We start from the raw sequence: 12,232 nt of genomic DNA on the forward strand, positions 1-12,232 counted from the left end.
TCTGGTGTGGTAACTCGATCCAACCCGACGAGGTTTCTTCACGCTCACAGGGGGTTCACGTGGGTTACAGACACAACTTCCGGCAACCTGCTTAGGCAAGGAGACATCACGTCGGCCGCCGGATCATCCCAGCGTTGATCACCGACAGGCGACGACGCGACCCGCTGTGACCGCATTTCCATGAACCCGACTTGCATATCCGCCGCGCGGCCGGTCGCGGTGCCGTCCTCGTTCACGACGAACCGCACGAGCGGACCGGACGCGAGATCGGCGCGCATAGGTGCGAGGATCACACACCCGGCCGCGTGTGCGCCACCCACGAGCGCGGCAACTGTCCGATGTGGACTCCGGCCGTAGCGATGACCCGATCGAACTCACCGGACACAGTATCGGCCGCGCCATCGGCCACATGTGCGTGCACGTTGCCGAACCCGGCTTCATCAAGACGCGTGCGCGCGTCGGCCGCCATCACCGTGTCAATCTCGACGGTGTCAACATTTCCTTGTGCACCAACGAGAGTAGCCAGAAGCGCAGCGTTCCAGCCGGTACCCGTGCCAATCTCTAGCACCGAATGTCCTTGCCGCACATCGAGTTCAGCCAACATTCCGAGCACTGCGGACGGCATCGATGCTGAACACGTCGGCCGATCACCGACGTCAGGCCACACGGTTGCACCGTCATCGAATTGCGTCACGATCACACGATTCGAGTAGACCGCACGCATCCACCGTTGCGAATCGTCGGCGCGGTCGACGGGTTCGTACGGACCATCCCCGACCTCCTGAACCCACATGCGCGCCGGAATGAACAATTCCCGAGGAACCGTGTGCAGCAACGCAAGGCACTCGGCCGGGAACTTCCCGGCCGAGTCCAATTCTTCGATCAGCGGACGCACACCGTCATCACTGGCGGCAACAGTCACTTGTCTTCTTCCTCGAACTTGTCAGGGTCGAGGTCCTTACCGGTTTTCCCAGTGCTCTTGTCGTCTTCGACCGAGTGATCGTTCGTGTCCTTGCCCATTTGCCACCCTTCCGTTCCGACGCCACGGTGGACTTCCCGGTGGCGGGAAGCCCACCGAGGACGATCAGGAAAGGATCTTCGGCCATTTCGTGACGTTACAACGTGTGCCGATCCAGGAACGCCGCGACGTCGTCGGGATCCTCCAGCGGCAGGGGGTAGACGACCGGCGGTCCCGTTGCCGAATTAGGCGTGGTCCCGCGCGACCGCCCGGCTGAACGCGGCCGGGCTGTGGCCGCCGACGACGATCCGCGGGCCACCCGGCCGCACCGGGCGGGGGAAGCGATGCTGGACGGCGCCCGTGCCCTCCTGGCGCGCTGGGACGAGACGCGGCGGGCGGTCACCGGCGGGGCCCACGATCCCACTCTGACGGTCGGTTTCCAGACCAGGATCGGCCGCGGCCTGATCCCGCGGGTCACCGAGCGGATGGCGCCCGGGTGGAAGCCGCGCTTCCGGCAGGTGCCGTGGCGTGACCCTTCCGCGGGGCTGGCCGGCGGCGAGGTCGACGTCGCGTTCGCCTGGCGGGTGGCCGCGAGCGAGCCACTGTGGGTCGCGCTGCCCTCCGGACATCGGCTCCCCGGGCTCGATGAGGTCCCGTTCGCCGATCTCGAGGGCGAGCCGTTCGCGCGCTGCCGCCCTCGGAGCGGTCGCCTCGGGACTTGGCGTGGCGCTGCTTAGACCCGGTCTCAAAACTCGGCGTGTCGCTAGGTGAACCAACGGCCCGCCCCTGGCTCCGCACCGCCTGCCTGTGGGCCCGGCCCGACGGACCGGAGGTCTGTCAGGGAGACTGGGGGCCAGTGCCCGCCCTCTCGATCTGGAGTCTTTGATGCCGCAAGGGACCGTCCGTTGGTTCGACGCCGAACGGGGTTTCGGCTTTCTCGCGCCCGAGGACGGCTCGCCGGACGTGTTCGTGCACGCCTCCGAGATCGTCGGGGACGGCGGCGCGAAAGTGCTCCGCGAGGGTCAGGCCGTCGTGTTCGAGGTCGGCGAGAACGACCACGGGCCCCAGGCGCTGCGCGTTCGCGTCACCGCCGATGCGGCCACCGGCAGCGCCGTGGGCCTGCTCGGCACCGTCAACTGGTACGAGCCGGGCAAGGGGTACGGCTTCGCGTCGCCGGACGGCGGCGGCGCCGACATCTTCGTGCACAGCTCCGCCATCGTGACCGGCGGCGTGGTCACCGAGGGGCAGCGGGTGGCCTTCCTGATCGTCGAAGGCGAGCGCGGCCCGCAGGCCGGGCACGTGATCCCGCTGGGAGCAGGGGCCGGCTCACCCGCTGCGGCTGTTATCGCGGACGGTGCCGACGGCACGGTGGCCTGGTACGACGAGGACAAGGGCTTCGGCTTCATCAACCCCGACTCCGGCGCCGGGGACGTCTTCGTTCACGCCCGGGCCCTGGCCGAGGGGCTGACGTGGCTCGCGGAGGGCGACCGCGTCGCCTACGAGGTGGCTAGTGGAGACAAGGGCCCGCAGGCCCGCGACGTGCACCTGGTCCGGGGCACCGAGCCCCAGACGGCGCCGCAGCGGTCGGCACCTGCCGCGGCCGCAGGGCCGGCGGCGCGGGACGTGCCCGTACGAGGCGGCGAGGGCGTCGTCGCGCGCTACGACGACGACCGCGGCTTCGGCTTCATCACCCCGGACGCAGGCGGCGACGATCTCTTCGCCCACGTGTCCGTGATCATGGGGTCGGAGCCGCTGCAGAAGGGTGACCGGGTCCGGTACGCGGTGCGTCAGAGCGACCGGGGCCCGCAGGCCGACCGCATCGAACGCCTCTGAAGAGGCGGCCCCACCGATGGCTGATCACTTCCCGACGAGAGTGCTCGTTCATCCCCGTCGATGGTGCCGTCAGCAACGCGGCCGCAGCCTCCTCCAGGAGATCGATCTCCTTCGTGGTGACGGGGCCCCGTGCCGACCCGAGGACCTGCTCCGCGCTCAGAAGCTCACCAGTCACCCCACCCAACGACACAGAGCTACCGATGTATCCCAAACGAGTGAATGGATGCGTTAGACCTGGTCGCAGAGCTCGATCTTTAGGAGTCGGCGGACGTTGATCACGGTGCAGGCCAGCGTGAGTAGCGCCAGCGTGGTGCGTTCGGTCCGGTCGTAGCGCAGCCCGAGGCGTTTGAACCGCAGCAGCCAGGAGATGGTGCGTTCGACGACCCAGCGGACCCGGCCGAGGCGGGACTTGCCCTCAATCCCGCGCCGGGCGATACGGACCTTGATACCGCGGCGGGTCAAATAGCGGCGGCAGCGGCGGTAGTCGTAGCCTTTGTCGGCGTGCAGCTTGTCCGGTCCGCATCGTGGCCGGCCCGCCCGGCCGTGGTGGCCGCGCACGGTCGGGTTCGTGTCCAGCAGCGGCTCGAACAGCATGCTGTCGTGGGTGTTTGCCGCCGCGTCACCGGTCTGCCGCCCGCCGAACTCGGCGTCGTCTGGCGGGCCGATGACGATCGGGAGGCCGTCGAGACGTTCGTCGAGGCGGCCTTCCGCTGCGTGTGCGAGGAGCTCAGGACTCCGTGACGAGTTTGCCGATCTCCTGGTCGAAGTCGAACCATTCCGGCTCGGCACCGGCGGGCACCAGGTCGTAGGTGAGGTCGAGGAACTCGGCCAGCTCCTGTGCCGGGGCTTCGAGGACCGCGCAGCCGTCGGGCGCACTGAGTGCGAACACCACGATCGATGCGTCGTCGGCCGGGCTGATGATCACGTCGCCCTCACCTGATGGAGTGAGGAGTCCGTCCGCCAGCAGATCACGGCCGAACATCCAGCGGACCGTCCCTCCGCCCGAGTGGTAGGCGACCACGACGGCGTAGGGATCCTCCGCGTCGTACTCGAGATCGGCCTGGACGGGGAGGGGGTCGGCACCGAAAGTGCGCAGACCGAAGACGATCGTCCCCCGGATGAGGTTGTTTTCCTTGTCCAACGCTTCGGCCCCTTACGTTCGGTTGCTGTTGATCTTCAGTCATGGATAACGCAATGTGAAGGCTTTTCGTGACCCCAATCGACAACTTTCACACGTTCGGCTGAGAGCTGTGTCTCACGTGCTCACGGACGGTCTTCGCTGTGCACGTGGGGTGAGCGGCCGGTAATAGGATCATTCGTGCAAGGGAAAGAGATTCCGCACGTGCATATTCCGGTGAAGGAAAATAGCCAACCATTCGGCGGATGGTTTCGATATTCCTCGCGGTTAACATCGACATTGCGTCGTTCGCGAATTGCTGGAGTCCGGCGTGGCTCCGTCCTGGACCTCGGCGAGCATGATCGTTGTGGATTGGGAAGGAGACCGAGTAATGGGCGTGCGAATCACCATCACCATTCCGAAGGAAGACCTTCGGCGGCGCGAGGCCGTTTACGGGTCGTCGCGGCGGCGGGCGCTGCCGGGGTGCGTGCTGCCATCGTCCCGATCCGGTGACGGGACCGGCCCGGCTGTGCCGAGAGTCCAGGGACGTCGCGGTGATTGACCGGCTCCCGCTGCGCGTCGGGCAGGCCGACATCGACCGGCTGGAAGGCGTCATCGGCGTGCTCCGGGCGCGTGATTACCGGGAAGGCGGCGGTTCCTGCCGGGAACTGCTGCGGGTGCTGGAGCCGTACGGCACCGCGCTGCGCCGCGGGATGATGTCCGAGGCGCTGGCGCGGAAGCTGGCGGGTGTGGTCGCCGATCTGCACAATCTCCTCGGGTGGACGGAATTCGACTCCGGCCGCCCCGTCCGGGCCGAGCGGCACTTCCGCCGCGCGCTCGAACTCGCGCAGGAGGCGGGAGACGACGACCTCGTCGCCAACATCCACTACCGGCTCGGCCGGATGTACTTGCACCATCGCTCCCCGGCGGAGGCACTCGACCAGTTCGGACAGGGTCAGCGCGCCGCGCGCCGGGCCGGAACGCCGCTGTCGCAAGCGATCCTCTCGGCCAATGAGGCGTGGGCGTACGCGCTCCTCGGCGACGTCCGGCAGGCGCTGGACAAGCTTTCCGTTGCCCCGGAACAGTTCGCTGACGCGCCGTCGGGTGAAGCGCCGTCGTGGTCGGCCTTCTTCACCGCCAACGACATGGCCGCGATGATCGGCACGGTGCGCACCGAACTCGCCAGGCTCGTCGACGTGCGCCACAGCAGGGAGGCCATCCCCGCACTCGTCGAGGCCATCGGCGGCTACGGTCCGGACATGGCGCGCAGCCGGGCGCTGACGATGATCTGGCTCGCCGTCGACCACGCGCTGGAAGGAGACCTGGATCGCGCCGCGGAGGTCGGGCTCGCGGCGATGGAGATCGCGGACGGAATCCGTTCCGCCCGCACGCGTGACCGTTTGCGGCCACTGTCGGAATGCGTACGGAAGCGGGTGGGCGACATTAATGCCCGTGATCTCCTTGACCGGATCGCAACATTTCGCGCGACTGCCTGAGTGCGGGGGAATGAGTGGAGGAATGACCGGATCAATTCGCCCCGGCGTAGGCTCAGAGACATGAAACGGACTTCGTTCGCGCAGTGGCCGTGCTCGATCGCGCGCACCATGGATCTGCTCGGCGACTGGTGGACTCCGCTGGTCCTGCGGGAGGCGTTCTACGGAATCCGCAGGTTCGACGAGTTCCAGCAGGAGCTCGGCATCGCACGCAACACCCTCGCCGACCGGCTGCGCCGCCTGGTCGGCGAGGGCCTGCTGGAAAAGCGGGCCTACCAGGCCGACCCGGTCCGGTACGACTACGTGCTCACCGAGAAGGGAGCCGATTTCTACGGTGTGCTCGCCGCGATGTCACGGTGGGGTGACCGCTGGCTCTCGGGTGAGGGCGGGCCGCCGGTCACCCTCCACCACGACACCTGCGGGCACGACACGCACGCCGAGGTCGTCTGCGCGCGGTGCGCCGGGCAGCTCACCGCGGAGAACACCCGTGCGCGGCTCGGGCCCGGGTATCCGGCGAAGCTCGCGAACCGTCCCGACGTCGCGCGCCGGTTCGCCGCGCAAGAGTCGGCGGAAGGTTTGACAAAGTAAGTCCATCTACGCAACTATCGAGGTCACGAGCATGGGGAGGCGACCACGATGGAGTGGACCGGCGCCAGGTACGCCGACAAACCGACGGTCGAGGTCCAGGCATGGGTCGACGCGGACCCGGAGCGGGTCTGGTCGATCGTCTCGGATGTCCGGCTGATGCCGGAGATGAGCCACGAGCTTCAGTCGGCCGAGTGGTGCGATGGCGCGGAAAGCGCCCAGGTCGGCGGCAAGTTCGTCGGCCGCAACAAGCACGACTCGTTCGGCGAATGGGAGACGACCTCGCACGTCGTCGAATGCGACGCGCCCCGCGTCTTCACCTGGGCGGTCCAAGATCCCGAGACGCCGACCGCGCTGTGGCGGTTCACGCTGGAGCCGGAGAACGGCGGCACGAAGCTCCGGCAGTGGATGCAGCTGGGGCCGGGGCGATCGGGCCTCTCCTTCGCGATCGATCAGATGCCCGACAAGGAACAGAAGATCGTCTTTGTCCGCCTGCGCGAGTTCGAGCACGCGATGACCGGCACCCTCGCCGCGATCAAGGCACGGGCCGAGGCGGCGCGCGGCTGATGCGGGCGGCGACCACGGTCGAGGCCTCGCGTGGCTGGCGGGAGACGCTGGATTTCGTGCTGGAGGCGGAAAAACTCGGCCTCGACGACTGCTGGGTCGCCGAAGCGTGGGGCTCGGACGCGCCGTCCGTTCTCGGTTATCTCGCCGCGCGGACCGACCGGATCCGGCTCGGCTCCGGGATCATCCAGCTCGGCACCCGCATCCCGGTCGCGATCGCGCAGGCCGCGCTGACCCTTTCGGAGCTTTCCGGCGGCCGGTTCGCCCTCGGTCTCGGCGCTTCGGGGCCGCAGGTGATCGAGGGGCTGCACGGCGTGCCGTTCGCCCGCCCGCCGGCACGGATGCGGGAGACCGTCGCGATCATCCGGCAGGCGTTCGCGGGGGAGAAAATTTCGTTCTCCGGCAAGGAGTTCGAGATCCCGCTGCCCGGCGAGGCCAAGCCGATGCGCCTGTCGACGACACCGAATCCGGACATCCCGATCCATCTGGCCACGCTTTCGCCGAAGCTGCTGGAGCTGACCGGCGAGATCGCCGACGGCTGGCTGGGCACCAGTTTCGTTCCCGAGGGGGCACACGCGTATTTCTCGCATCTCGACGCGGGGCTGGCGAAGGCCGGCCGGTCGCGGGCCGATCTCGAAGTGTGCCAAGGCGCCGAGGTCGCGTTCGCTCGCGACGAGGACGAGTTGCGCGGGATGGTCGCGGGCCGGAAAACCGAACTCGCGTTCAGCCTCGGCGGGATGGGTTCGGCGAAGACGAACTTCTACAACAACGCCTACAGCAGGCAGGGCTGGGCCGACGTCGCGGCGGCGGTGCGGGAACGGTGGCAGGGTGGCGACCGCGAGGGCGCGGCCGCGCTGGTGACCGACGAAATGGTGCTGGGCACGACGCTGATCGGCACCGAACCGATGGTGGCCGAGCGGCTGCGTGTGTGGCGCGACGCCGGTGTCGGCACCGTCCGGCTCTACCCGGCGGGGGAGACGGTGGGCGACCGGCTGACCACTCTCGGCCGCGCGCTGGACCTGGTCCGCGCTCTGGGCTGAAGCTCCGCCGAATGCCCGCGCCGGTTGAGGTGACCGGCCGAGCGCGGCCGCCCCGGCGTGCTCCAAGCGGGTAGAACTTGTTTCACTTTTCCGTCCGGGTGGAGAACATGACCTCGCCGATCGCCACGCGAGGAGGATTCATGAATCCCGTCCCCGACCCCCAACTGTCCCGTCGCCAGGTCCTGCGCGGCACCGCGGCCGGCGCCGGGATCGCGCTCGCCGCCGGCCTGCCGTTCGCCGGAACGGCCTCGGCCGCCGCTCCGGTGCTCGGCGAGTACGACGTCGTCGTGGCCGGGGCGGGAGCCGCCGGGATGACCGCGGCGCTGACGGCCGCCCGGCGCGGACTCAGCTGCGTCGTCCTGGAGAAGGCCGCGAAATTCGGCGGCTCGGCCGCCCGGTCGGGGGCGGGGATCTGGCTCCCGTGCAATTCGGTGCTGGCCGCGGCGGGCGTCCGCGACAGTCCGGAGCAGGCGGCGCGCTATCTGGCCGCCGTCGTCGGCCCGTCGATCCCCGTGTCACGGCAACAGGCCTTCCTCGCCAACGGCCCGGCGATGCTCTCGTTCGTGATGGCCAACAGCCCGCTGCGGTTCCGCTGGATGGAGGGCTACAGCGACTACTACCCGGAACTGCCCGGCGGGATGCCGGACGGCCGCTCGATCGAGCCCGATCAGCTCGACGGGAACGTCCTCGGTGCCGAACTGGCCAACCTGAACCCGCCCTACCTCGCCACTCCCGCGGGGATGGTGGTGTTCAGCGCCGACTACAAATGGCTCGCGCTGGCCGCGGTGAACCCGAAGGGCGCCGCCGTGGCCGCCGCCTGTCTCGCTCGCGGCACGGCGGCCGCGCTCGCCGGGCAGAAACCGCTCACCATGGGGCAATCACTGGCCGCGGGGCTTCGGGCCGGGCTGCGGCTGGCAGGCGTCCCCGTCTGGCTGAACACGCCGTTGACCGATCTCGTCATCGAGAACGGGAAGGCCACCGGGGTGACGATGACGCGTGGCGGCTCGGCAGGCGTGGTGAAGGCGCGCCGCGGGGTGATCGTCGGCTCCGGCGGGTTTGAGCACAACGCCGCGATGCGGGCGGAATACCAGCGGCAGCCGATCGGTACACAGTGGACGGTCGGTGCCCGGTCGAACACCGGAGACGGGATCCTGGCGGGAAAGCGGGCCGGAGCCGCCCTGGATCTCATGGACGACGCCTGGTGGGGACCGGCGATCCCGCTGCCCGGCGAGCCGTACTTCTGCCTCGCGGAGCGGACGTTGCCCGGCGGCCTGATGGTGGACGCGGCGGGCAAGCGGTTCGTCAACGAGGCGGCGCCCTACAGCGACGTCGTGCACACGATGTACGACCGGAACCCGACGTCACCCACGATCCCGGCGTGGCTCGTCGTCGACCAGCACTACCGGAACCGGTACCTCTTCCGCGACGTCGCGCCGCTGCTGCCCCTGCCCGACGAGTGGTACTCGGCCGGTGCGGTGAAGAAGGCGTGGACCGTGGAAGCACTCGGAGCCGCGATCGGCGTCCCGCCGGGATCCTTGCGGGCAACGGTGAACCGGTTCAACGGTCAGGCGTTGTCCGGTGTGGACAGTGACTTCCGCCGTGGTGCCAGCGTTTACGACCACTACTACACCGACCCGTACGTCCAGCCGAACTCGTGCCTCGCCGCGCTCTGGGAACCGCCGTTCTACGCGTTCAAGATCGTCCCCGGCGATCTCGGCACGAAGGGCGGGATGCGGACCGACGCGCGGGCGCGGGTCCTGCGCGGCGACGGCTCGGTCATCACCGGCCTGTACGCCGCCGGGAACGCGAGCGCGGCCGTCATGGGCCCCAGCTACGCCGGCGCCGGCTCGACCATCGGCCCGGCCATGACGTTCGGCTACGTCGCGGCGAACGACCTCGCGGATCAGGCTTAGTGGTCGGTCCAGGGGTCGTTGCCCGCGGCTATGAAGGGACTGTTCCCAGATCCTTCATGGACAAGCCCGAGACCAGCTGTACCCTCACTTACCACTCACGACCGTCCGCGCACCCACTAAGGTGAGGCGTTCGCGTGGCATCAAGGGCTGGGGGGTCCGCCATGGTACTCAAACGTGCCTATCACCACGGGGACCTTCGTCGTGCGCTCGTCCTGGCCGCGCGCGAGGTCCTCGTCGAACGAGGTCCCGAGGGGGTGAGCCTGCGCGGCGCGGTCGCGAAGGTGGGGGCGTCCACAGCGGCGCCGTATCGCCATTTCCGCGACAAGGACGCGCTGCTCGTGGCGGTCGCACTGGAGGGGCACGCCGAGTTGCGGGGCACCCTGCGGGACTGTGACGCTCAGACGGTGACCGCGCTCGGACACGCCTACCTCGGTTTCGCGCTGGAGAATCCCGCGCTGTACCGGTTGATGCTGGGTGCCGGGATCGGCGATCGCGCCGCGCATCCGGAACTGGCCGAGGCGCATCGGGAGACCTGCGCGGTACTGGCCGATCGGATGGGTGACCGGATCGACCCCGGCGGCTTCGCCACCACGCTGTGGTGCCTGCTTCACGGGCTCGCCACGCTGGTGATCGACGGCCATGTCGCCCGCGGTTCGGCGCTCGCGGAAGCCGAACGCAGCCTCGCGTTCCTTGCCGGTGACGTGGTATCGCCCGCGGGGGTGAGAATCACTTCCGAGTGATCTGGGCCACATTGTCTCCGACGATGTCCCGAATGCCCGCCTCCGCAAAGTCGACGATGCTTACATTCATCGCATGAACGGATACGACTGGGAGCCGCCCACGGCTGCGGAAATGGCCGCATGGGAGGCCCAGGCCGCGGAATTCGAACGCCTCGCCACCGAACACGCCGAAGAACGCTTCTCCGGTCGTTCGGACAGTGGCCTCGTCGAGGCCGAGGTGGACGGCAACGGACGGCTGATCGACCTGGACGTCAGCGCGGACGCCCTGCGTCAGGCCTACCCGCAGAACATCGGTCCGGACACGATCGAAGCCATCGCCGCCGCCCGCGCCGCGGCCGGGGCCGCAGGTCGTGAAAAGGCCGAAGAGCTCTTCCCGGAGGTGTTCGCGTGAGTCGCAGGCGCAGGCTGGAGAACCTGGTCAGTGAGATCGAGGAACGCGACGAGAAGCGGACGCGGGCGATCGCGAACGTCCGGTCGCAGACCATCGAGGTCGACATCGCCGACGATCTCGGCGTCGTCGAGGTCTCCGGCGCCGGGCGCCTGGAGCGGATCGAACTCGATCTCGACAACCTGCCCTACACCACGGCCCCCGCGTTGAGCGCGAGCCTGCTGGAGGCGATCGTCACCGCCGAGGAACACGCACAGGAACTCAGGCAGCAGGCCCTCGACGCCTCGCGCCCCCGCTGAACGGAGAACGATTTTGGCTGAGATAGAAGGTGCCGACTACTACGTCGTGCCGGACGCCCTCCGCAAGAACACCGACGCCTGGGTCGCCGCGGGCGATTCCTGGTACGAGTTCCTCAAGCTCGGTGGCGACTACGCGGCGATGGCCACCCTCGATATGGGGCTGCTCGGCATGAAAACCGGTTTCGCGCGGGACTACAACACCGCCCGCGAAACCATCTTGAAGACCACTCGGCTCGGCTTCGAGCAGATCCAGGAAGTCCGAGCGAACCTGGACAAGGTCGCCAAGGAGTACGAGGCCCGCGACGCCGAGTACTACGAGCGGTTCGGCTACATGGGCGACGACGACGCGAACAAGCGCTTCTAGGTTAGGGAACAGAGCATGGCGACACGCGAGAAGGCCGAATGGCCGGAGAACAACGCGAACAAGGTCCAGGAGAAGGCCGAGAAGTACAAGCACAAGGGCGCTCTCGAAACCCTGGCCATGATCCGGGACGGCCTCTTCGGCAACGCCGACCGGATGGAGGAGCTCGCTCGTTGGTGGGGCGCGGCCCCGTACATGGTCGACTCCGAGAACGCCATCGACGAGTCCCGGAACAACCTCGCCGCGTACTGGCAGGGCGGCGGGTACGACTCGTACAACACCTACGCGATCAACGCGACGAAGCGCATTTCGCGTAACGAAGGTGTGTTCAACGAGATCGCCGGCACGATGGAGAGCTGCATCGACATCGTCTACGAGACCTACGCCGACGCGATCGGGTTCATCAGTGAGTGCGCCAGCCAGCTCGTCGAGGCCACGACGAACTTCATCGAGGACTGGTTCAACCCTCCCGCCGAGGCGGCGAACATGGTGCGCGCCCTGAACGGGTTCGTCCAGGCCGTCAGCGACCTGATCGAGGCGTCGGTCCGCAAGATGGGTGACCTGCGCCAGATGGGTGTCTTCCTCGCCCGGCAGGCGAACGACTTCGCCGACGTCAAGAAAATGGCCGAGCCTGCCGGGAATCCCGCCCTCTGGGCGGTCAAGCCGGTGCCGAAGGAACCCGCGGCCGCGCAGTGACGGAGGAACCACCGAAGGAAGAGGGCGCGGAAAACCTCCTCGAAAACCCGTGGGATCCGGAGACGCTGGCCGCCAAACGCAAGAAGGCCGGCAAGCCGAAAGCCCGGATCAAGGGGGCGGGCAAACCCACCGAGGAGGACCCGGAGTTCCGGTTGAAGTTCGGCAAAGCCTGGTAGGGCTGAAGGACAAGCTTCCCCGCGCGTGAGTGTCATGAGGGGTCCCCATAGGACAAATTTTGTCCTATG

The 12,232-nt window shown here is 68.2% G+C and carries 17 protein-coding genes and 2 pseudogenes; 15 read left to right on the top strand and 4 right to left on the bottom strand.

The window, feature by feature from the left end; genetic code table 11:
* Positions 1–44: 44 nt before the first annotated feature.
* Positions 45–278, bottom strand: coding sequence for a hypothetical protein (locus AB0M65_RS36715; protein ID WP_364038703.1), 234 nt, complete (start codon positions 276–278; stop codon positions 45–47).
* 11 nt (positions 279–289) lie between these two features.
* Positions 290–922, bottom strand: coding sequence for a methyltransferase domain-containing protein (locus tag AB0M65_RS36720; protein ID WP_364038706.1), 633 nt, complete (start codon positions 920–922; stop codon positions 290–292).
* Between the two features lie 287 nt (positions 923–1,209).
* Here AB0M65_RS36720 and AB0M65_RS36725 point away from each other — a divergent pair, with 287 nt between their 5' ends.
* From AB0M65_RS36725 to AB0M65_RS36735, 3 genes and pseudogenes are all read left to right on the top strand, one after another.
* Entirely contained in the window at positions 1,210–1,695 is a 486-nt protein-coding gene (locus tag AB0M65_RS36725; RefSeq protein ID WP_364038709.1) for a LysR substrate-binding domain-containing protein, read from the top strand.
* Positions 1,696–1,843: 148 nt separating this feature from the next.
* Positions 1,844–2,041, top strand: a pseudogene (locus AB0M65_RS36730) (cold-shock protein); the annotation flags it as partial.
* Positions 2,042–2,071: 30 nt separating this feature from the next.
* On the top strand, positions 2,072–2,791 hold the full coding sequence (locus AB0M65_RS36735) for a cold shock domain-containing protein (protein ID WP_364038745.1): 720 nt from the start codon (positions 2,072–2,074) through the stop codon (positions 2,789–2,791).
* 228 nt (positions 2,792–3,019) lie between these two features.
* Here AB0M65_RS36735 and AB0M65_RS36740 read toward each other — a convergent pair.
* Positions 3,020–3,403 (bottom strand): annotated as a pseudogene (locus AB0M65_RS36740) (transposase); the annotation flags it as partial.
* Here AB0M65_RS36740 and AB0M65_RS36745 point away from each other — a divergent pair.
* Positions 3,392–3,532: a hypothetical protein gene (locus tag AB0M65_RS36745; RefSeq protein ID WP_364038751.1), complete on the top strand. Its 141-nt coding sequence runs from the start codon at positions 3,392–3,394 to the stop codon at positions 3,530–3,532. The pseudogene AB0M65_RS36740 and the gene AB0M65_RS36745 sit on opposite strands and share 12 nt — an antisense overlap.
* Here the strand turns inward: AB0M65_RS36745 and AB0M65_RS36750 are convergent.
* The gene (locus AB0M65_RS36750; RefSeq protein WP_364038712.1) at positions 3,519–3,932 is read right to left on the bottom strand and encodes an SsgA family sporulation/cell division regulator; all 414 of its coding nucleotides are present in this window, start codon (positions 3,930–3,932) and stop codon (positions 3,519–3,521) included. The genes AB0M65_RS36745 and AB0M65_RS36750 overlap by 14 nt on opposite strands.
* A 548-nt stretch (positions 3,933–4,480) precedes the next feature.
* Here AB0M65_RS36750 and AB0M65_RS36755 point away from each other — a divergent pair.
* The 11 genes from AB0M65_RS36755 to AB0M65_RS36805 all read left to right on the top strand — a co-directional run bounded on the left by AB0M65_RS36755 (position 4,481) and on the right by AB0M65_RS36805 (position 12,163).
* Entirely contained in the window at positions 4,481–5,404 is a 924-nt protein-coding gene (locus AB0M65_RS36755; protein ID WP_364038748.1) for a tetratricopeptide repeat protein, read from the top strand.
* A gap of 60 nt (positions 5,405–5,464) precedes the next feature.
* The gene (locus AB0M65_RS36760) at positions 5,465–5,989 is read left to right on the top strand and encodes a helix-turn-helix domain-containing protein (protein ID WP_364038715.1); all 525 of its coding nucleotides are present in this window, start codon (positions 5,465–5,467) and stop codon (positions 5,987–5,989) included.
* A gap of 48 nt (positions 5,990–6,037) precedes the next feature.
* On the top strand, positions 6,038–6,553 hold the full coding sequence (locus AB0M65_RS36765) for an SRPBCC family protein (protein WP_364038718.1): 516 nt from the start codon (positions 6,038–6,040) through the stop codon (positions 6,551–6,553).
* Positions 6,553–7,590, top strand: a complete 1,038-nt coding sequence (locus AB0M65_RS36770; protein WP_364038721.1) for an LLM class flavin-dependent oxidoreductase — start codon at positions 6,553–6,555, stop codon at positions 7,588–7,590. Before AB0M65_RS36765 ends, AB0M65_RS36770 begins: the two co-directional genes overlap by 1 nt.
* Positions 7,591–7,730: 140 nt before the next feature.
* Complete coding sequence (kstD, locus tag AB0M65_RS36775; protein WP_364038724.1) at positions 7,731–9,503, top strand: 3-oxosteroid 1-dehydrogenase; 1,773 nt, start codon at positions 7,731–7,733, stop codon at positions 9,501–9,503.
* Between the two features lie 161 nt (positions 9,504–9,664).
* Entirely contained in the window at positions 9,665–10,243 is a 579-nt protein-coding gene (locus AB0M65_RS36780) for a TetR/AcrR family transcriptional regulator (protein WP_364038727.1), read from the top strand.
* 73 nt (positions 10,244–10,316) lie between these two features.
* Positions 10,317–10,634 carry a YbaB/EbfC family nucleoid-associated protein gene (locus tag AB0M65_RS36785; RefSeq protein WP_364038730.1) on the top strand — a complete coding sequence of 106 codons (318 nt, stop codon included), beginning with the start codon at positions 10,317–10,319 and terminating at the stop codon, positions 10,632–10,634.
* Positions 10,631–10,930 carry a hypothetical protein gene (locus tag AB0M65_RS36790; protein ID WP_364038733.1) on the top strand — a complete coding sequence of 100 codons (300 nt, stop codon included), beginning with the start codon at positions 10,631–10,633 and terminating at the stop codon, positions 10,928–10,930. Before AB0M65_RS36785 ends, AB0M65_RS36790 begins: the two co-directional genes overlap by 4 nt.
* Positions 10,931–10,943: 13 nt before the next feature.
* Positions 10,944–11,294: a hypothetical protein gene (locus tag AB0M65_RS36795; protein ID WP_364038736.1), complete on the top strand. Its 351-nt coding sequence runs from the start codon at positions 10,944–10,946 to the stop codon at positions 11,292–11,294.
* A gap of 15 nt (positions 11,295–11,309) precedes the next feature.
* Complete coding sequence (locus AB0M65_RS36800; protein WP_364038739.1) at positions 11,310–11,987, top strand: hypothetical protein; 678 nt, start codon at positions 11,310–11,312, stop codon at positions 11,985–11,987.
* Positions 11,984–12,163 (top strand): hypothetical protein, encoded by a 180-nt coding sequence (locus tag AB0M65_RS36805; RefSeq protein WP_364038742.1) that lies wholly within the window; start codon positions 11,984–11,986, stop codon positions 12,161–12,163. Before AB0M65_RS36800 ends, AB0M65_RS36805 begins: the two co-directional genes overlap by 4 nt.
* Positions 12,164–12,232 lie beyond the last annotated feature (69 nt).

Origin of the sequence: Amycolatopsis sp. NPDC051071, from assembly GCF_040682875.1 — a bacterium.
In the GTDB taxonomy this organism is placed as follows: domain Bacteria; phylum Actinomycetota; class Actinomycetes; order Mycobacteriales; family Pseudonocardiaceae; genus Amycolatopsis.